At 53.2% G+C, this 17005-nt stretch carries 19 protein-coding genes; 18 read left to right on the top strand and 1 reads right to left on the bottom strand.

The annotated features are described in order from the left end of the window. Positions 1 to 54: 54 nt before the first annotated feature. Positions 55 to 2157 (bottom strand): transglycosylase domain-containing protein, encoded by a 2103-nt coding sequence (locus HBA93_RS02645; RefSeq protein WP_502910022.1) that lies wholly within the window; start codon positions 2155 to 2157, stop codon positions 55 to 57. 446 nt (positions 2158 to 2603) lie between these two features. Here HBA93_RS02645 and HBA93_RS02650 point away from each other — a divergent pair, with 446 nt between their 5' ends. The 18 genes from HBA93_RS02650 to HBA93_RS02735 all read left to right on the top strand — a co-directional run bounded on the left by HBA93_RS02650 (position 2604) and on the right by HBA93_RS02735 (position 16729). Continuing rightward, the gene (locus HBA93_RS02650) at positions 2604 to 3083 is read left to right on the top strand and encodes a hypothetical protein (protein WP_221722253.1); all 480 of its coding nucleotides are present in this window, start codon (positions 2604 to 2606) and stop codon (positions 3081 to 3083) included. Positions 3084 to 3090: 7 nt separating this feature from the next. Next, positions 3091 to 4362, top strand: a complete 1272-nt coding sequence (locus HBA93_RS02655) for a DNA-packaging protein (RefSeq protein ID WP_502910023.1) — start codon at positions 3091 to 3093, stop codon at positions 4360 to 4362. Between the two features lie 30 nt (positions 4363 to 4392). After that, positions 4393 to 5604, top strand: coding sequence for a phage portal protein (locus HBA93_RS02660; RefSeq protein ID WP_221722255.1), 1212 nt, complete (start codon positions 4393 to 4395; stop codon positions 5602 to 5604). Then, entirely contained in the window at positions 5601 to 5972 is a 372-nt protein-coding gene (locus tag HBA93_RS02665; RefSeq protein WP_221722256.1) for a DUF6107 family protein, read from the top strand. Before HBA93_RS02660 ends, HBA93_RS02665 begins: the two co-directional genes overlap by 4 nt. Further along, positions 5962 to 6465 carry an HK97 family phage prohead protease gene (locus HBA93_RS02670; RefSeq protein WP_221722257.1) on the top strand — a complete coding sequence of 168 codons (504 nt, stop codon included), beginning with the start codon at positions 5962 to 5964 and terminating at the stop codon, positions 6463 to 6465. Before HBA93_RS02665 ends, HBA93_RS02670 begins: the two co-directional genes overlap by 11 nt. Before the next feature lie 57 nt (positions 6466 to 6522). After that, the gene (locus HBA93_RS02675; protein WP_286201715.1) at positions 6523 to 7800 is read left to right on the top strand and encodes a phage major capsid protein; all 1278 of its coding nucleotides are present in this window, start codon (positions 6523 to 6525) and stop codon (positions 7798 to 7800) included. 106 nt (positions 7801 to 7906) lie between these two features. After that, positions 7907 to 8470, top strand: a complete 564-nt coding sequence (locus HBA93_RS02680) for a head-tail connector protein (protein WP_221722258.1) — start codon at positions 7907 to 7909, stop codon at positions 8468 to 8470. Then, positions 8467 to 8802 (top strand): phage head closure protein, encoded by a 336-nt coding sequence (locus tag HBA93_RS02685; RefSeq protein ID WP_221722259.1) that lies wholly within the window; start codon positions 8467 to 8469, stop codon positions 8800 to 8802. Before HBA93_RS02680 ends, HBA93_RS02685 begins: the two co-directional genes overlap by 4 nt. After that, on the top strand, positions 8799 to 8966 hold the full coding sequence (locus HBA93_RS02690; protein ID WP_175576060.1) for a hypothetical protein: 168 nt from the start codon (positions 8799 to 8801) through the stop codon (positions 8964 to 8966). Before HBA93_RS02685 ends, HBA93_RS02690 begins: the two co-directional genes overlap by 4 nt. After that, positions 8963 to 9394 carry a DUF3168 domain-containing protein gene (locus HBA93_RS02695; protein ID WP_221722260.1) on the top strand — a complete coding sequence of 144 codons (432 nt, stop codon included), beginning with the start codon at positions 8963 to 8965 and terminating at the stop codon, positions 9392 to 9394. Before HBA93_RS02690 ends, HBA93_RS02695 begins: the two co-directional genes overlap by 4 nt. A 3-nt stretch (positions 9395 to 9397) precedes the next feature. Beyond that, on the top strand, positions 9398 to 9811 hold the full coding sequence (locus tag HBA93_RS02700; RefSeq protein WP_221722261.1) for a phage major tail protein, TP901-1 family: 414 nt from the start codon (positions 9398 to 9400) through the stop codon (positions 9809 to 9811). Then, positions 9808 to 10158, top strand: a complete 351-nt coding sequence (locus tag HBA93_RS02705; RefSeq protein WP_286201716.1) for a gene transfer agent family protein — start codon at positions 9808 to 9810, stop codon at positions 10156 to 10158. The genes HBA93_RS02700 and HBA93_RS02705 overlap by 4 nt, the downstream gene beginning before the upstream one ends. Positions 10159 to 10175: 17 nt before the next feature. Beyond that, positions 10176 to 10364 (top strand): rcc01693 family protein, encoded by a 189-nt coding sequence (locus HBA93_RS02710; protein ID WP_221722262.1) that lies wholly within the window; start codon positions 10176 to 10178, stop codon positions 10362 to 10364. Next, the gene (locus tag HBA93_RS02715; protein ID WP_221722263.1) at positions 10361 to 10930 is read left to right on the top strand and encodes a phage tail tape measure protein; all 570 of its coding nucleotides are present in this window, start codon (positions 10361 to 10363) and stop codon (positions 10928 to 10930) included. Before HBA93_RS02710 ends, HBA93_RS02715 begins: the two co-directional genes overlap by 4 nt. Positions 10931 to 10941: 11 nt before the next feature. Beyond that, positions 10942 to 11574, top strand: coding sequence for a DUF2460 domain-containing protein (locus HBA93_RS02720; RefSeq protein WP_221722264.1), 633 nt, complete (start codon positions 10942 to 10944; stop codon positions 11572 to 11574). After that, positions 11574 to 12461 carry a phage/gene transfer agent baseplate hub protein gene (locus tag HBA93_RS02725; protein WP_221722265.1) on the top strand — a complete coding sequence of 296 codons (888 nt, stop codon included), beginning with the start codon at positions 11574 to 11576 and terminating at the stop codon, positions 12459 to 12461. Before HBA93_RS02720 ends, HBA93_RS02725 begins: the two co-directional genes overlap by 1 nt. Continuing rightward, positions 12461 to 12898, top strand: a complete 438-nt coding sequence (locus HBA93_RS02730) for an NlpC/P60 family protein (RefSeq protein WP_502910024.1) — start codon at positions 12461 to 12463, stop codon at positions 12896 to 12898. Before HBA93_RS02725 ends, HBA93_RS02730 begins: the two co-directional genes overlap by 1 nt. A 33-nt stretch (positions 12899 to 12931) precedes the next feature. Further along, a complete protein-coding gene (locus tag HBA93_RS02735; RefSeq protein WP_221722267.1) occupies positions 12932 to 16729 on the top strand; it encodes a baseplate multidomain protein megatron in 3798 nt (1265 codons plus the stop codon). Positions 16730 to 17005 lie beyond the last annotated feature (276 nt).

Below are 17005 nucleotides of genomic sequence, written 5' to 3' on the forward strand. Positions count from 1 at the left end.
AATTGCCTGTCATTATCAGGTGGCCGGATTAAATGGCCGGTTCATTTCAATGAATCAGAGTGACGATAAAGTCGTGCGAATCCGCTGCGGTGTTTCATAGGTGCGGAATTTTTCGTTCAGACTGCGCATAAAGCGTGTCGTTTCCGAGGACAGAACACGCGGATAATCCGGAACTGTGTTTGGCAATTTCTCACCGGCGCCGCTGCTTTGTGCTACCAGTTTCGGATCAGCTGGCTGTGCCGGTTTCGGGAACGGATTGCTGATGCCCGGAATTGGTTTCAGGTCAATATTCTGATGCGCCTGCATCATCATCATCTGCCATGTCATGGCAGGGATAATACCGCCGGTCAGATTATTCATCGGTGCATAACTGTCATTGCCGAACCAGACGGCCGCCGTGTAATTGCCGGTATAACCGACAAACCATGCATCACGATAGCTCTGGGTGGTACCGGTTTTGCCTGCAACCCGTGTCATTGGCAAAGCTGCACGTCTCGCCGTGCCGCGCTCCGGCACCTGCACCAGCATGGAATTCATTTCAGAGGCAGCCTTTTCAGACAGCACACGCTTTGGCTCCGGTGTATCCCGCTTAAAGTCCCAGAGAATTTTACCCGCCGGATCGGAAACTTGTACAATACCGTGACGCATGCCTGCAAAGCCACCATTGGCAAAAACGCTGAATCCGGTGGCCTGATCCATCACTGTCATGCCGGATGTGCCAAGCACCATGGTTTTGTGATCGGAGATTTCTGATTCAATGCCCATCGCTTTGGTGAGTGCTACAATCGGCTTTGTTGTCAGGTAGTCTTTGGCAAGGCGCACCGGCACCGTATTATAGGATTTGACCAGAGCGGTTGCGAGATCGACACGGCCAGCAAAGGAGCGGCCGTAATTGCGCGGCATCCAGTTGCCCCATGCAATCGGCGCATCGGAGACGATCGTATTCGGGGTCAAGCCCTTTTCCATAGCAACGGCATAGACATAGGGTTTGAAGGAAGAGCCGGCCTGACGGAGCGCCTTGGTTGCGCGGTTGAACTGGCTTTCACCATAATCGCGCCCGCCGACAATTGCCCGCACCGAGCCGTCATCGGCGATCACTACGGTAGCTGCTTCAGTTACCTTATATTCGGCACCATACTGGCGCAGGTGAAATTCAATCGCATCTTCGGCAGCTTTCTGGATATTGCGGTCTAATGTGGTGCGCACCACCAGATTATGCTGCGGGATAGTACGTGTGATTTTTTTCACCTCGTCAAAAGCCCAGTCCAGAAAATAGTCGGGATTTTCACCCTTTGCGCGGTCAACAACACTGGCAGGATTGCGTCGTGCATAGGCCAGCTGACCTTCGCTCATAAAGCCTGCATCAGCGAGATTGGACAGAACAACATTAGCGCGCGCACGGGCGGCGGGCAGATTGACATGCGGGGCATATTTCGCCGGGGCTTTGAAAAGACCAGCCAGCATTGCTGCTTCTGCCAGAGAAACATCTTTGACATTTTTACCAAAGTAAAATTCGGAAGCCGCTGCAATGCCGAAGGTGCCGCCACCCATATAAGCGCGGTCGAGATAGAGCTGCAGGATTTCCGTTTTGCTTAAATTGGCTTCCAGCCAGAGTGCAAGAAAGGCCTCATTGATTTTGCGTTTCAGCGTTCTTTCATTGGAGAGAAACAGGTTTTTCGCCAGCTGCTGAGACAGGGTGGAGCCACCCTGAACCACACCATTGGCACGCATATTCTGGGTGAGCGCGCGGCTTAAGCCCCAGAAATCGATGCCGATATGTTCATAAAAACGGCGGTCTTCAGTCGCCAGAACGGCTTTGATAACATGATCCGGCAATTCAGCGATGGGTACTGCATCACGATGCATGATGCCGCGCTGGCCGATTTCATTGCCATAGCGATCGAGAAAAGTGACGGCGTAATCGTCTTGCGCACGCCAGTCTTTCTTGGTTTCCTCGAATGCAGGCATGGCCAGAGCAAGCAGAACAACGCTGCCGAGAACGCCAAACGTAAAACCCTCATCGGCAATTTCTACAAAAAGCCGTTTCCAGCCGCGCACGCGGAATTTGCGGGAAAATATAGTGGCGGCTTCCCAGAACGTAGCAAAATGTGAGCGCAATCTATACAGGCTGCTATCCAGCCAGGCATCAATAGCCATCAGAAACGGGCTGCGGGTCAGGCGGCGCGTTTTTCTGGTCTGGTCATTTTTGTCAGTCTGTTGGCTCATAACCGAAAAATAACCCGTTTTGCTCGCTGAAAGAGGGGCGATAATGTCCCATTCTAGCACATCCTTATGAATGGCCAATAAAGCAGAAGTGCCAATGAAGGGTTTAAAATTATGCTTAACGAATAAAGCTATTATCTCAATGCGATAAATATTTCGGTAAAATTGAATGTGAAGAAATCACCTGTGAAAGCAGAAAAATAGGAATTTTATCCTTGACGGCGTCACGGTGTTGCAGTAGGTTTTCTATACAGTCAGAGAAGTGTGGCTGAGACAACTCAATAGAATTTGATAGGGCGTGGCATTCGGTGCTGCGCTTTTTTGTTTTGAAATTCTGAAGCCGGTTATGCGTTTGGAAAAAAGCGGAATCGGTGCAATCGATGCCAAAAAATATCGGGCCAGAAAACAGAGAGACGACTAAGCCGCAATATAATGCGGCTCATGAGCGTTTGCAGGCTGTTCATCGGCTGCAGCGGCGCTACCGGATTGCCGGACAGGACATGGCTTTTCTGCTGAGGATACAACCGGACATCTACCTCAGGCGGTTGAAAAAGGCAGGGCTGGACAGCAATGCGAGTGGTTTGCCGCAGCTTGATATCGAAGACCTGCTGATTAAAATTAATACGGAATTGCAAAACTTCTCTAAAGCCGATGGCCTGCCGGAAAAGAATGCGGTTGAAGCTTTGGCGTCGCTGGCAAAGGCGGTGAAGAGTATCAGCGAATTGTCCAAGGAAACGCGGGCAGAGCAGCAGGGAAACCAGCAGGAGCAAAACAATGAGACAGGCGGTGTGAAGCCGGAGGATGTACGTGAAGCCCTCAGCATCATCAGCGCCAGAATTACTGAACTCCGAACTGCTTGAACTGCTGATCAATGCGGGCATTGATGCGCAGACCATTGTTGCAACCAGTAAAGAATGGCTGTTTCAGGGGCGGTTGGCGCAGCTTCCAGTTTTCCCGCGTAATGACTGGCGCAGTTGGGTGATTATGGGCGGGCGCGGTTCGGGTAAAACCCGCGCCGGTGCAGAGTGGATCAGCGGTATGGCGCAGGGGCTGGCACCTTTTTGTGACAGAGCTTGCGGTAATATTGCTTTGGTGGGGGAGACGCTTGCCGATGTGCGTGAGGTAATGGTTGAGGGGCCTTCGGGTATTCTTTCCGTATCACGTTTGCAAAGGCCGAGGCTGGAAACGACACGGCGCAGATTGGTCTGGGAAAGCGGGGCGGTGGCTTCCTTTTATTCGTCAGAAGATCCGGACAGTTTGCGCGGGCCGCAATTTTCTGCTGCATGGTGTGATGAACTGGCGAAATGGAAAAACCCGCAACAGACATGGGATATGCTGCAATTCGGCCTGCGTCTCGGCGATTTCCCGCGTCAGGTGGTGACGACTACACCGAAAATGCAGGCTCTGTTGCGCGATCTGTTGAGTGATCCGGCAACGATCATGACCCATATGCGCACGGATGAAAATGCGGCGCATCTGGCACCGGCCTTTTTGTTGGCCATGCAGCAGCGTTATGCGGGTACGGCTTTGGGGCGGCAGGAACTGGATGGTGTGCTGATTGCAGACCGTGAAGATGCGCTATGGTCGCGGGAGCAATTGGAGACGCTACATGATCCGCAAGTGCCGGAATTGCAGCGCATTGTCATTGCGGTTGATCCGCCTGCAACTTCAACCAAGAATTCTGATGCCTGCGGTATTATCGTCGCCGGACTGGATGCGGATGGTTTGGCCTGGGTGCTGGATGACGCAACATTGCAAGGCGTGAAGCCGCATCAGTGGGCAGCGCAGATTGTGCAGTTCTACCATCGCTATCAGGCTGATCTGGTGGTGGCGGAGGTCAATCAGGGCGGTGATATGGTGATGGCCGTGATCCATGCGCAGGATACATCCGTTGCGGTGAAGTCTGTGCGGGCGCAGCGAGGCAAATATCTGCGCGCTGAGCCGGTGGCAGCACTCTATGAGCAAGGGCGTATCCGCCATGCACGCCGCTTTCCTGAACTGGAAGATGAGATGTGTGACTTTGCCGTGAACGGGCTGTCTTCCGGTCGTTCGCCAGACAGAATGGATGCGCTGGTCTGGGCGCTGCATACGCTTTTGCTTCAGGATACGCATAAGCCGAGAATCCGGCAGCTTCGATAAATTTTATAATTAAGGTCGAGTGAGGTGAACATGGCTTGGAAATGGCCGTGGCGGCATAGTGCTGCCCAAACGCAGGAGCAGAAAAGCGCACAGGTGCCTTCTGTAAAAATGCAGCAGGGTTTTGTCGCGCTGCATATGGATGCGCAGGCACGCTGGACAAGCCGCAATTATATGGCGCTGTCGCAGCAGGGTTTTATGCGCAATCCGATTGTGCATCGCTGCGTGAAAATGATCAGCGATGCCGCGGCCAATGTGCCGTTGTTGCTCTATCAGGGTGAGACCGAGCTTGAAGATCATCCGCTGTTGAGTTTGCTGCGTGCTCCCCATGAGGGGGCTTGTGGTTCCGGCTTTTTCGAGCAGCTTTACGGGCATCTGCTGCTATCCGGCAATGCCTATATCGAGCGGCTGGATTATGACGGGCAGCCAAAGGAACTGCATCTGTTGCGCCCAGAGCGTGTGACGATCGAGAGCGATAGCAATGGCTGGCCGCAGACTTTGCTCTATCGCAATAATACCACCAGCCGCCGTATCAGCCTGAATTTTGGTTCCGATACGGGGTTGTCTACGCGGGCGCTGCATTTGCGGTTGTTTCATCCACTGGACGATCATTACGGTTTTCCACCTTTGGAAGCCGCTTCTATGGCACTGGATATTCACAATGCCACGGCGGCCTGGAACAAGGCGCTGCTTGATAATTCTGCGCGGCCTTCCGGTGCGCTGGTCTATGCGCCGAAAGATGGCGGTAATTTAAGCGAAGAGCAGTTTGACCGGCTGAAGACCGAGCTGGAGGAGGGCTATACCGGTGCCGGTGGTGCAGGAAGGCCGCTGCTTCTGGAAGGTGGGCTGGACTGGAAAGCCATGGGACTGTCGCCCAAAGATATGGATTTCATTGAGGCCAAACATGTTGCGAGCCGGGAAATTGCGCTGGCTTTTGGCGTGCCGTCGATGCTGCTCGGCATTCCCGGTGATAACACCTATGCCAATTATGCCGAGGCCAATCGTGCTTTTTACCGGTTGACCATTCTGCCGCTGCTGACCCGCACTGCGCAGGCTTTGAGCAACTGGCTATGTCCTTCTTTTGACGCGGATTTACGACTTGAACATGACCATGACCGTATTGACGGGCTTGCCGAGGAGCGGGAAGCCTTGTGGCGGCGCATTGGTGCGGCGGACTTCCTGAGCGATGCGGAAAAACGTCAGGCCGTTGGCTATTCTTCTGAGCCGGAAGGAGGAGTGCTATGAACCTCTTCAACCAGCCGGACGCACTTACTCAGGAACAATGGATATGGCTAGCCAAAATCACCGGCGCGGTGAGCGGTTCGGCCGTTTCGCTGGCCTATATGCTGCCAAAGGGCAAACGCGAGGCGGCAATCCGTTTCGCGGTTGGCCTTATGTGCGGCATGATTTTTGGCGGTGCGGCGGGCGTTAAAATCGCAGACCACCTGACATTGAGCAACAGCCTTGGACAGGCGGAGCTGATGTTGATGGGCTCTGCTGCTGCAAGTTTTGCTGCATGGACAGCGCTCGGTTTTTTCAAACCCTTTACCGACCGGCTGAAAAATCAGGTTGGTGGTTCCGTCCGGCAGGAGGGGGAGCGCGATGAAGGCTAAGGCAGAGCAGTCTTTATGTTTCAGCGGTTATGCCAGCCTGTTTTCGCTCACTGATTTGAGTGGTGATATTATTGAGCGCGGTGCTTTTGCCAAGTCTCTGCAGCGTGGCGGCAGCGTGCCAATGCTCTGGCAACATCAGGCCGACAATCCCATTGGCATCTGGACAAAAATCACCGAGGACCAGCGCGGTCTTTATGTTGAGGGGCAGTTAACGCAAGGCGTGGCACGAGCTGACGAGGCTTGGCAGCTGATATCCGAAGGGGCGCTGGATGGCTTGTCGATCGGCTTTCGCGCTATTCGCAGCAAGAAGTCAGCCTCCACCGGAAAGCGGCATATTCTGGAAGCCGAGCTTTGGGAAATATCGCTGGTGACATTTCCGATGTTGCCGCAAGCGCGTGTTCATCCGGTGCAGAGCAAAAATCACGATGATATGAGTTCCGCGCAGATTATCCGCCATGCGGCCGCCTGTCTGAAAGCGCAAACTTCTTTTTGAAACCTCCGTCCGGTCGGTTTGTACCGTCTTTTTACACCAAGCCCGAAGGGACAGGAAATGACGATCAAACATAAAGCAACAGCAGCGCAAACACAGGTGCTGGAGATTAAGGCGCTGAATAGTCAGCAGGAAGTCGGGCAGGCTTTTGGTGAGTTTATGCAGGCCTTTGAAGGATTTAAACAGGCCAATGATGAGCGTCTGACACAGATTGAAAAACATGTCGGTGCGGATGTTCTGACCGTTGAAAAGGTAGAGCGTCTCAACCGTGCAATGGATGAGCAAAAGGCGGCGCTGGATCAATATGTATTGAAACAGGCGCGTCCTGCGCTTGGTGGCGAGACACGATCACTGCTCGGTGGTGTTGTGCAGGAGCATAAACAGGCTTTTGACAATTATGCCCGTCGTGGTGATGAGCAGGCTTTGCGCGGGCTTGAACAGAAAGCGCATTCCTATGGTTCGGGGCCGGACGGCGGTTATCTTGTGCCGTCTGAACTCGAAACAGCGATTGGCACACGTCTGGCCGCACTTTCTCCGGTGCGTGGTCTTGCAACTGTGCGACAGGTTTCTGGCGCGGTACTCAAAAAGCCGTTTTCCATCAGCGGCCCTGGTACTGGTTGGGTTGGTGAAGAGGGCACACGCCCGCAGACTACCAATGCCAAGCTTGCCGAACTACAATTCCCGACCATGGAAATTTACGCCATGCCTGCAGCGACAGCCAGCCTGCTGGATGATGCAGCGGTAGATGTGGAACAGTGGATTGCCGCCGAGGTTGAAACAGCTTTTGCCGAGCAGGAAAGCGCTGCCTTCATCAATGGCGATGGTGTGAACAAGCCTCATGGTTTTTTGGCCTATGATACGGTTGATGAAGCGTCATGGGCATGGGGTAAACTTGGTTGCCTGAAGACGGGCGTTGCCGGTGCGCTGCCTGCAACCAATCCGTCTGATTTGTTGATAGATCTCGTCTATGCGCTGAAATCCGGCTACCGCCAGAATGCCCATTGGATGATGAACCGTAAAACCCAGTCTGCGCTGCGCAAGCTGAAAGACAGCAACGGTAATTATCTCTGGCAGCCGCCGGCGTCTCTTGGACAGAAGGCTTCCTTTATGGGCTTTGGTCTGGTGGAAGCGGAAGATATGCCGGATATTGCCACGGATAGTACGCCGATCGCATTTGGTGATTTTGCACGTGGTTATCTGATTGTCGATCGCATCGGTATCCGCGTGCTACGCGATCCGTATTCTGCCAAACCATATGTGTTGTTCTATACCACCAAGCGTGTCGGCGGTGGTGTGCAGGATTTTGATGCGATCAAATTGCTGAAATTTACAGCGTAAGTTTGCTGGCGGGGCGGTTTTGCTCGACCTTTGCAAAACGGCATGAATCATTCTGTCAGAGAGTGATTTTATCTTACTGAATCTATTATAAATTACAGGAGATAGCATGGTTCTCCAACTTATAACGCCGCCGGTAAAAGAGCCGGTGACGACAGCAATGTTGCGCGATTTTTTACGACTTTCTTCCGATCAGGAAGAGGAAGTACTGGAACGGCTGATCCGCACTGCGCGGGAGGTAATCGAGCAGCATTGTAATCTGGTGATGCTGCCGCAGTGCTGGCAGTTGCAGCTCGCCAACTGGCCGCAATCGAGCAGAATTGCGCTCTATAAAGCGCCGGTAATATCCATCGATAAAGTACAGGGTTTTGCTGCCGATGGTAGTGAGGTTTTGTTTGGTGAGGATGATTGGCGTCTGGATACGGAGAGCCGTCCGCAACGGTTATATTTACGCAGGCCTCCGCATATTACCATTGCTCGAGGACTTGAGATTGAGCTGACTGCCGGTCTGGCGAATGAGCCTTCAGGTCTGCCTGAAACATTGCGCCATGCCTGTGTGGTGTTGGCAGCGCATCTCTATGACAACCGCAATTCTTATGAAGCGGTGATGCACAATCTGCCGGATATGGTTGCACAACTCGTGTCACCATGGTTGCGTCGGGGGCGGTTATGAACCTGCAATTCATTGATGCGGGGCAGTTCAAAACATTTCTGAACCTGCAAGAGAACCGCCCGCTCTTCGATGAGACCGGCGGTTATCAGGAACGATGGACGGAAATTGTCACGCTCTGGGGCAGGATTGAGCCGAAGAAAACCGGCAGCCAGAACTTTGCCGGACAGGCTATTCCCCATGTCACTCATCTCATCACAACCCGTTATCGCAGCGATATTGCGGTCTCCATGCGTCTCACGCAGGGGACAAGGCACTTCATGGTGCTTGGCTTGCACGACCCCGATGAAAGCCAACGCTATCTCATTTGTTCTGTTCGAGAGGAAATCCGATGAATTTTTCTATGCGTTTTATCTTTGAAGCTTTGCTGCGCACATTGCGTCTTGTCGGCTTGCAGGCCTGTGAGCAAGCTCTGTCCAATAAACGCGACGGGCTGTTTCTGAAAAGCTCTGAGCCTAAGGCGCCACCTGCTCAAACCGAACAGGACAACAAGGGATGAATGGCGCAGCGTTTGTTTTACAAAAGGCAATATTGGCGTGGCTGCAAGCCGCGCCTTTGCTGATGGAGAAACTGCACGGGCAGGGCATCTACGATCATGTGCCACCCCATGCGCAGTTTCCTTATATCAGCTTTGGCCAAAGTCAGATCTATGCCTGGGATACCGATAGCGGCACTGGCGAGGAGCACAATCTGGTGCTGCATATCTGGGCGCGTTCCAATGGCCGCAGGCAGGTGCTGGAGCTGATGATGCTGGTGGAAGGGCTGATGGAGGCTTTGGCAAGCAGCCAGCAGAAGCCGGATATCGGCGGTTATCATCTGGTCAATCTGACTTTGCAATCCTCACAGACCCGCAATGACGACTTGCGTGACGGCTACAATGGCCAGTTACGTTACCGTGCGGTGACTGAAAAAATTGAAGGAGCGTAATTAATGGCAGCTCAGAGAGGGAAAGACCTGTTGCTGAAAATTGCAGCGGCAGGTGACACATTCCAGACCTGTGCGGGTTTGCGCAGCAAGCGCATTGCTTTCAATGCAGAGACGGTTGATGTGACAGATGCTGATGCTACAGGGCGTTGGCGACAATTGCTGGCTGGCAGCGGTGTGCAGCGTGCATCGGTCAGCGGTGCCGGTATTTTTAAAGATGCAGCATCAGATGCGCTGATCCGCACGGCGTTCTTCAATGGTGATATTCTCAACTGGCAGATTATTGTGCCGGATTTTGGCACTGTCAGCGGTTTGTTTCAGATCACCGCGCTGGAATATGGCGGGGTTCATGATGGCGAGGTGACATTTGAAATCGCGCTGGAATCTGCCGGCCTTATCAGTTTCGGAGTGCAGCCATGATGGTCAATGCCAGACGCGGTGAAATTGCCGCCGTTTTGAATGATAAGGATTGGGTTTTGTGCCTGACACTTGGTACATTGGCTGGTCTTGAGGCTGCCTATGAGACAGAAGACCTTTCTGCTCTGATCGCCCGCTTTTCAACAGGCAGTTTGAAGTCTGTAGATATGATCCGCATTGTCACTGCAGGTTTGCGTGGTGGCGGTCATGATGTGGCCGAGGATGATGTGGCGGATATGCGGATTGATGGCGGGGCTACCGGCTTTGCGCGACTGGTGGCGCAATTGCTGGAAGTGACTTTTGGCATGACTGCTGAAAATCCGGAAAACACAGCACAATCAAAAAATTAGAAGCCGCAATTGAATCAATGTCTTTCCCCTGGGATGCGCTGATGCATTTCGGGTTGGGACAATTGCGGCTGTCGTCACGGGATTTCTGGCAGTTGAGCCTGCCCGAGATCAGGGCGCTGAGCCAGTCCATACGCGGTGGCAGGAAAGCGCCATCGCGTGATGTTTTAAACACGCTGATGCGGGCTTTTCCGGATGGTGAATCATGAATGATACAGGCACACAACAATCAGTCACGGTTTCGGTTGAGGCAGATACCAGTGGTTTTGACCGTGCGCTGGATAATTTGCAGAAGCGTTCCGGCTCATTCGGGCAGAGCCTGACTTCGGCTTTCAAAAGCGCAGTCACATCCGGCAAAGGGTTGGACGATGTGTTGCGCGGGCTGGCATCGAATATGGCCTCCATGGCGCTGGATGCGGGAATGAAGCCATTGCAGGGATTATTTTCCTCGATGTTCTCCGGTCTGATGGGCGGGCTTGGCGGCTTGGGTGGGGTTAAACCTTTTGCCAAAGGCGGTGTGGTTTCCAGTCCGACATATTTCGGACTGGGCAGTGGTTTCGGCGTGGCCGGTGAGGCAGGAGCTGAAGCGATTTTGCCATTGGCACGCGGCAGTGACGGCAGTCTTGGCGTGGCTATGGGCAGTGGTGGTGGCGGGCGAGCCATGCAGATCAATTTTAATATGTCATCGCCTGATGCTGCTTCGTTCAGCCGCTCGGAAGCACAGGTCAGTGCCATGCTGGCGCGTGCAGTACGCCATGGCACCAGACGCATGTGAAAGGGCACATTATGCAGGATTTATCTTCATTTCATGATGTGCATTTTCCGCTTGGTGTTTCCTTCGGTGCAACCGGAGGGCCGGAATGGCGTAATGAGATTGTGGGACTGACGTCCGGCCATGAAAAGCGCAATGCGCGCTGGTCAATGTCGCGCCGCTTTTATGATGCCGGAACGGGGTTGCGTTCGCTCAACGATCTGCGCGATGTTCTGCGTTTTTTTGAGGCGCGGCGCGGTTCGCTCTATGCCTTCCGGTTTCGCGATCCGTTTGACCATCTCTCATCGGAGCAGGATGCGCCGCCGCAACCAACAGATCAGTTTCTGGGGCGAGGAGATGGCATTACAAGACAGTTTCAGCTGGCGAAACATTATGGAGATTATCAGCGCATTATCACCAAACCGATCGTAGGAACTGTGCAATTAGCAGTGGAGGGGGAGGTGCTTGCGGGGGATGCATTCAGCGTGAATTATCTGACCGGCATAGTGGAAATTCACGAGGACCATGTGCCGCCGCCGCAGGCAAAGGTGACGGCGGGTTTTCTCTTTGATGTGCCGGTGCGTTTCGATACGGATCGCCTGAGCGCCAGTATTGCCAGCTTCAAAGCCGGTGAAATTCCGTCCATTCCGATTGTTGAGGTGAAGTGATGCTGACACTGGATCCGGAATTTGAATCACATTTGCAAGGTGATGTGACAACGCATTGTTTCGCATGGATTTTACGACGCAAAGACGGAGCAGTTTTCGGCTTTTGCGATCACGATAAATTCTTGCCGGTTAAGGGTATAAATTGCTTTCCGCAAAGCGGGATGAATGGATCTGAAGCCGGAAGTCAGATGGGGCTTTCCGTAGATAGTTCTGAGATTGAAGGCGCGCTGACCAGTGACGCTTTGAATGATACGGATATTGAACGCGGGCTCTATGACGGTGCAATAGTCGAGACTTATCTGGTCAACTGGGCGCAGCCGGAGCAGGCGGTGCTTTTACGCAGCAGTATGATTGGTAAAATCACCCGCAGCGGAATGAGTTTTACGGCTGAGCTGAAAAGCAGCGCCGCTCTGCTGGATCGTGTTTTCGGACGACGTGCCAAACGCGGTTGCGATGCGGAATTTTCAGATAAGCGCTGCGGCATCAATCCTGCCGATCCGCGCTATGCCGGTGAGGGCATTGTAGAAGACGTGAACGGACAGGATATGACTGTTTCAGGTTTGGGTACTTTTGCAGCGCACTGGTTTGAGCGGGGAAAGATCACTTGGGCAAGCGGCCAAAATCAGGGCAGCACAAACAGTGTTGTCTCGCATCTGAGACAGGGAGACACTGCCAGTCTGATCCTGCAGGATTTGCCGGTCTATGAAGTCCAAATTGGTGATCGTTTTCGTGTGTTAGCGGGATGTGACAAGAGTTTTCAGCACTGCCGTGATCGCTTTGCCAATCATGAGAATTTTCGCGGCTTTCCACATATTCCCGGTAATGATGCCGCCTATTCTTTTGCAGGCGGTGAGGGCAATTTCGATGGCGGGGTGCTGGTGCCATGATGACAGGGCCGGTTAATGACAGGGTTTTAGCGATTGCTGAAGAATGGCTTGGTACACCTTACCGGCATGGTGCCAGCCGCTTGCAGGTTGGCTGTGATTGTCTCGGATTGATACGTGGCATCTGGCGGGAGCTTTATGGCACGGAGCCTGAGGATACGGGTACTTATTCCCGCGACTGGGCGGAACTAAGCCGTGATGAACCGCTGATTAATGCAGCACGGCGACATATGCATTTGAAGCCGCTCTCTGATATCGAAGCCGGTGATCTGCTGATTTTTCGCTGGCGGGACGGTGTATCCGCCAAGCATTTAGGTGTTATGGCGGAGAATAACCGTTTCATCCATGCCTATGAGGGGCATAGCGTGACACTTTCCGCACTGGTTCCGCAATGGCGGCAGCGCATCGCCGGTGTCTTTGCATTTCCAGAGAGTTGTTAGAATCCTTCGGTTTGAAGACAGGTCATCTTTTTCATGAGTACACTGGTTCTTCAGGCGGCAGGCGGCATGATAGGCGGGTTGTTCGGCCCTGTTGGTGCGGCAATCGGCAGTGCTATCGGTGCGATGGGCGGCTATATGGTCGATACTGCGCTGATTAATTCAACGCGGCGTATTGAAGGACCGCGCCTTTCCGGTACGCGTCCGATGCAGGCGGAGGAAGGGGCGGCACTGCCTGCTGTGTATGGCACAATGCGTGTCGGTGGTACTCTGATCTGGGCAACACGTTTTGAAGAAGACAAAACGACCACCCGTCAGGGCGGAAAGGGTGGTCCGAAGACGACAACCTACAGCTATTATGCCAATGCTGCTTTTGCGGTGGCGCAGGGCGAGATTTCCGGCATCCGGCGCATCTGGGCGGATGGTAAAGAGCTGGATCAGACGCAGGTAACAGTCCGTATTTATAAGGGCACTGAAATCCAGCAGCCCGATCCGCTGATTGAGGCGCGGCAGGGAGAAGGCAAGGCACCTGCCTATCGCGGCACTGCCTATGTGGTTTTTGAGCGCCTGCCGGTCGATGTCTATGGTAACCGGTTGCCATTGCTGCAATTCGAAGTGGTGCGCAGTGTCGGCAGATTGGCACAGGATATTCAGGCCGTGGCGCTGATCCCCGGAGCAACGGAATTTGGCCTGTCGCCGCAGATGGTACGCGACGAGCCGCGGCCCGGTGAGACACGGGCGCTGAACCGTAATACTCTGCGCGCGCAGAGTGACTGGTCAGCATCGCTGGATGAGTTGCAGGCATTATGCCCGAATTTGAAAACTGTGGCGCTGATCGTGCCGTGGTTCGGTACGGATTTACGTGCCGGAGAATGCCGGATTTTGCCCGGTGTGACAGCGCAGGCAGCTAGGAAGCCGAGCCATGAATGGCGCGTGAATAATGTTGACCGCTCTGGTGCGCATCTGATTTCCGACAACGGGAGTGAAAAAGCCTATGGCGGTACGCCTGCCGATTTTTCCGTAATTGCCGCGATCAAAGATGCACGGCAACGTGGGCTGAAAGTCACTCTCTATCCGTTTATTATGATGGACATTCCGGCAGACAATCAGTTGCCCGCGCTTGATGGTGAGGGCTTTCAGCCAGCCTATCCGTGGCGGGGCAGAATTGGCGTGCCGGCAGGATCAGATAAAACGTCACAAGCGGGAATGCAGCTGGAGCGTTTTACTAATGATGTCTGGGGCTATAAGCGTTTTATCCGCCACTATATTGATCTTGCTCGTAATGCCGGTGGTGTGGATGCATTTTTGATCGGCTCGGAACTGCGTGGCCTGACGCAAATCCGCAATGAGCAGAATGAATTTCCTTTCGTTGTACATCTCTGTGAACTGGCTGATAATGCACGCACATCTTTAGGTGTCGCCTGCAAAATTACCTATGGTGCGGATTGGTCAGAATATTTTGGCTATCACCCGCAGGATGGCAGTGGTGATGTCTATTTTCATCTTGATCCGCTCTGGGCGCATCCGGCAATTAATGCCATCGGTATTGATAATTACATGCCTCTGAGCGATTGGCGTGATGGTGATGAGCGCAGTATTTATCCTGCCTTGCCATCTTCGGCGTATGATGAGACCGCTTTGCAAAGTGCTATTGCCGGAGGTGAGGGATATGACTGGTATTATGCCTCGGATGCGGACAGACGTGAGCGCAAACGCACGGCAATAACGGATGGTCTGGCGGGTAAGCCTTGGGTGTTTCGCTACAAGGATTTGCGCGCATGGTGGCAAAATCAGCATTTCAATCGCATCAACGGTGCAGAGCAGGCGCAGCCGACAGCTTGGCAGCCAATGTCCAAACCATTCTGGTTTACCGAGCTTGGTTGTGCTGCGGTTGATAAAGGGCCGAACCAGCCGAATGTATTTCCTGACCCGAAATCATCTGAAAATGCCTCGCCTTATTTTTCTGACGGGTCGCGCAGTGACCTTGCGCCGGATCGTTTTCTGCGCGCGCATTCTGCCTATTGGAATGCTGCAGGAGATCATAATCCGGTGTCACCGCTTTATGGCAGCACAATGCTTGATCCCGAGCAGATTTATGTCTGGGCGTGGGATACGCGACCGTTTCCGGAATATCCGTTGAAGGCTGACATCTGGGGGGATGCCGCCAATTGGGCGACAGGGCATTGGCTTAATGGCCGTTTGAGTGGTGTGGCGCTGGATGAATTGTTGCTGGCATTGCTGAAAGATGTTGGACTGGAAGGATTAGCGGATTGTCGTGGGGTTGAGGGCTATTTGTCGGGCTATACTGCCGACAATCCGGCCAGCGGGCGGGCATTGCTGGAGCCGCTGATGGATGCATTCGACGTGGTGGCTTTTGAGCAGGCCGATGAACAGCATAAGCTGGTATTCCGTAGTCTGTCACAGCGTCTGCAACCGCTTGTGCTAGAAGATTATGCACTGGAACGTGATGACCAGTGGCCGGTTCGCACATTGGAGGATGTCGAGGAACTGCCTGCCAGTGCTGAAATCTATTTCAGTGATCCCTTGCGCGATTATCAGTCCGGCAGTGCTTTGGCGCAAAAGTCCGGCTGGCAGCGTGCAGGGCATGAGAGCCTGTCTTTGTCTGCCGCAATGGAAAGCGGGCAAGCACAGGCATTGGCTGAGAGTTGGCTGGAACGAAAACGAGCGGAACGCCGGACAGTTAGTTTCTCTCTGCCGTGGACACAGGCTCAATTGACAATAGGTGACAGGGTGCGTGTGCCGGAATTGGCTGGCAATCGTGATTACCTGATCGTGAGTTTTGAAGACGGCGCGGCACGGCGTGCTAAAGCTGTGGCACTGGCTCCTGTTTTGCGTCGTCCGGACCGTACCCGTATGCCAGCGGTTCCTGATTCCGGTGGTGGTGTGACCGCCGGTCCGCCACTGTTTCACATGCTGGATTTGCCGATGTGGCCTGGTGTTGATAGTGAACAACATCAGCTTCGTATTGCCTGCTATGCAAAGCCGTGGCGGGAGGTGTCGCTTTATGTTTCGCCAGAAGCGAGTGGTTATCAGTTGCGCACAGCAATCCCCTATGCTGCAATCATGGGGGAACTGACAACAGAACTCACAGGATCACCAAGCGGTCGCCTTATGCACCAGCAGAGCTTTGATGTGCGGCTTTATCACGGGGAGTTGCATTCTCAATCCTTATTGCAGGTGTTGAATACCGCCAATACAGCTCTGGTGCAAAATAGCGCAGGCGGGTGGGAGGTTCTGCAGTATCAGAAGGCAGAGGAAGTTTCTGCCGGTCATTGGCGGTTGAAGTCTTTGCTGCGCGGGCAATCGGGTACAGAGCCGGAGGCCAATATTACAAAATCTGCAGGTGCACCCTTTATTCTTCTGGATGATCGGGTTGTTCCTGCAGGTTTACAGAAGGCTGAAAATGGTCTGATGCTGAACTGGCGGGCAGGACCATCCGGCCGGGATTTCTCGGATGATTATTTCAGTACCCAATCCGCTGCCGGTGGCATGAAAGCTTTAAAGCCTTTGAGTCCGGTTCATGTAAGATACAGACCCCAGCTGAACGGGGATATGTATTTTCAATGGATCCGGCGCGGGCGCATTGATGCTGATAGCTGGATGGGGGAGGATATTCCTCTGGGAGAAACTGCGGAAAAATATCTGGTGCAATTGTGGCAGGGTGAGGTGCTTTTGCAAAAAGCGGAAGTAACCCGGCCGCATTATGTTTATTCCGGTCAGCTGCAACGCGATGTGCATTTGCGTTTGGAGGTCGCTCAGATCAGTCAGAGTTTTGGTGCCGGAGAGGCAGCGGTAATATCGTTCCGTTACTAAAATCCGCTCCGGAAAAAATATCTCTCAATATACACGTTGAGTTGAAAATATGCGGATCCTTCGTAATTGACAGTTTTTAATCAATTTGGCAGCTTTGCCGCAGTTATGAAGACTTTCGTTTTTAGGAAACTAATGTTAACGAAAGAAAAATCTAAGCATTTCCGGCAGTACAACAGAATGATTGTGCCGGAAGTAAAGTGAAACGATGAGAGCGGTTCCCGTGAACCAGTCGTTAATGGAAACGCTCCGGATGGGTATCGTTTGTTGGATGTACAA

This window comes from Ochrobactrum sp. SFR4, assembly GCF_019730395.1.
Taxonomy (GTDB): Bacteria; Pseudomonadota; Alphaproteobacteria; order Rhizobiales; family Rhizobiaceae; genus Pseudochrobactrum.

Bases quoted from the DNA above. Each gene is read 5' to 3' on its own strand.
- HBA93_RS02645 (WP_502910022.1), bottom strand. From the start codon at position 2,157: ATGGCTATTGATGCCTGGCTGGATAGCAGCCTGTATAGATTGCGCTCA.
- HBA93_RS02650 (WP_221722253.1), top strand. From the start codon at position 2,604: ATGCCAAAAAATATCGGGCCAGAAAACAGAGAGACGACTAAGCCGCAA.
- HBA93_RS02660 (WP_221722255.1), top strand. From the start codon at position 4,393: ATGGCTTGGAAATGGCCGTGGCGGCATAGTGCTGCCCAAACGCAGGAG.
- HBA93_RS02665 (WP_221722256.1), top strand. From the start codon at position 5,601: ATGAACCTCTTCAACCAGCCGGACGCACTTACTCAGGAACAATGGATA.
- HBA93_RS02670 (WP_221722257.1), top strand. From the start codon at position 5,962: ATGAAGGCTAAGGCAGAGCAGTCTTTATGTTTCAGCGGTTATGCCAGC.
- HBA93_RS02675 (WP_286201715.1), top strand. From the start codon at position 6,523: ATGACGATCAAACATAAAGCAACAGCAGCGCAAACACAGGTGCTGGAG.
- HBA93_RS02680 (WP_221722258.1), top strand. From the start codon at position 7,907: ATGGTTCTCCAACTTATAACGCCGCCGGTAAAAGAGCCGGTGACGACA.
- HBA93_RS02685 (WP_221722259.1), top strand. From the start codon at position 8,467: ATGAACCTGCAATTCATTGATGCGGGGCAGTTCAAAACATTTCTGAAC.
- HBA93_RS02690 (WP_175576060.1), top strand. From the start codon at position 8,799: ATGAATTTTTCTATGCGTTTTATCTTTGAAGCTTTGCTGCGCACATTG.
- HBA93_RS02695 (WP_221722260.1), top strand. From the start codon at position 8,963: ATGAATGGCGCAGCGTTTGTTTTACAAAAGGCAATATTGGCGTGGCTG.
- HBA93_RS02700 (WP_221722261.1), top strand. From the start codon at position 9,398: ATGGCAGCTCAGAGAGGGAAAGACCTGTTGCTGAAAATTGCAGCGGCA.
- HBA93_RS02705 (WP_286201716.1), top strand. From the start codon at position 9,808: ATGATGGTCAATGCCAGACGCGGTGAAATTGCCGCCGTTTTGAATGAT.
- HBA93_RS02710 (WP_221722262.1), top strand. From the start codon at position 10,176: ATGTCTTTCCCCTGGGATGCGCTGATGCATTTCGGGTTGGGACAATTG.
- HBA93_RS02715 (WP_221722263.1), top strand. From the start codon at position 10,361: ATGAATGATACAGGCACACAACAATCAGTCACGGTTTCGGTTGAGGCA.
- HBA93_RS02720 (WP_221722264.1), top strand. From the start codon at position 10,942: ATGCAGGATTTATCTTCATTTCATGATGTGCATTTTCCGCTTGGTGTT.
- HBA93_RS02725 (WP_221722265.1), top strand. From the start codon at position 11,574: ATGCTGACACTGGATCCGGAATTTGAATCACATTTGCAAGGTGATGTG.
- HBA93_RS02730 (WP_502910024.1), top strand. From the start codon at position 12,461: ATGACAGGGCCGGTTAATGACAGGGTTTTAGCGATTGCTGAAGAATGG.
- HBA93_RS02735 (WP_221722267.1), top strand. From the start codon at position 12,932: ATGAGTACACTGGTTCTTCAGGCGGCAGGCGGCATGATAGGCGGGTTG.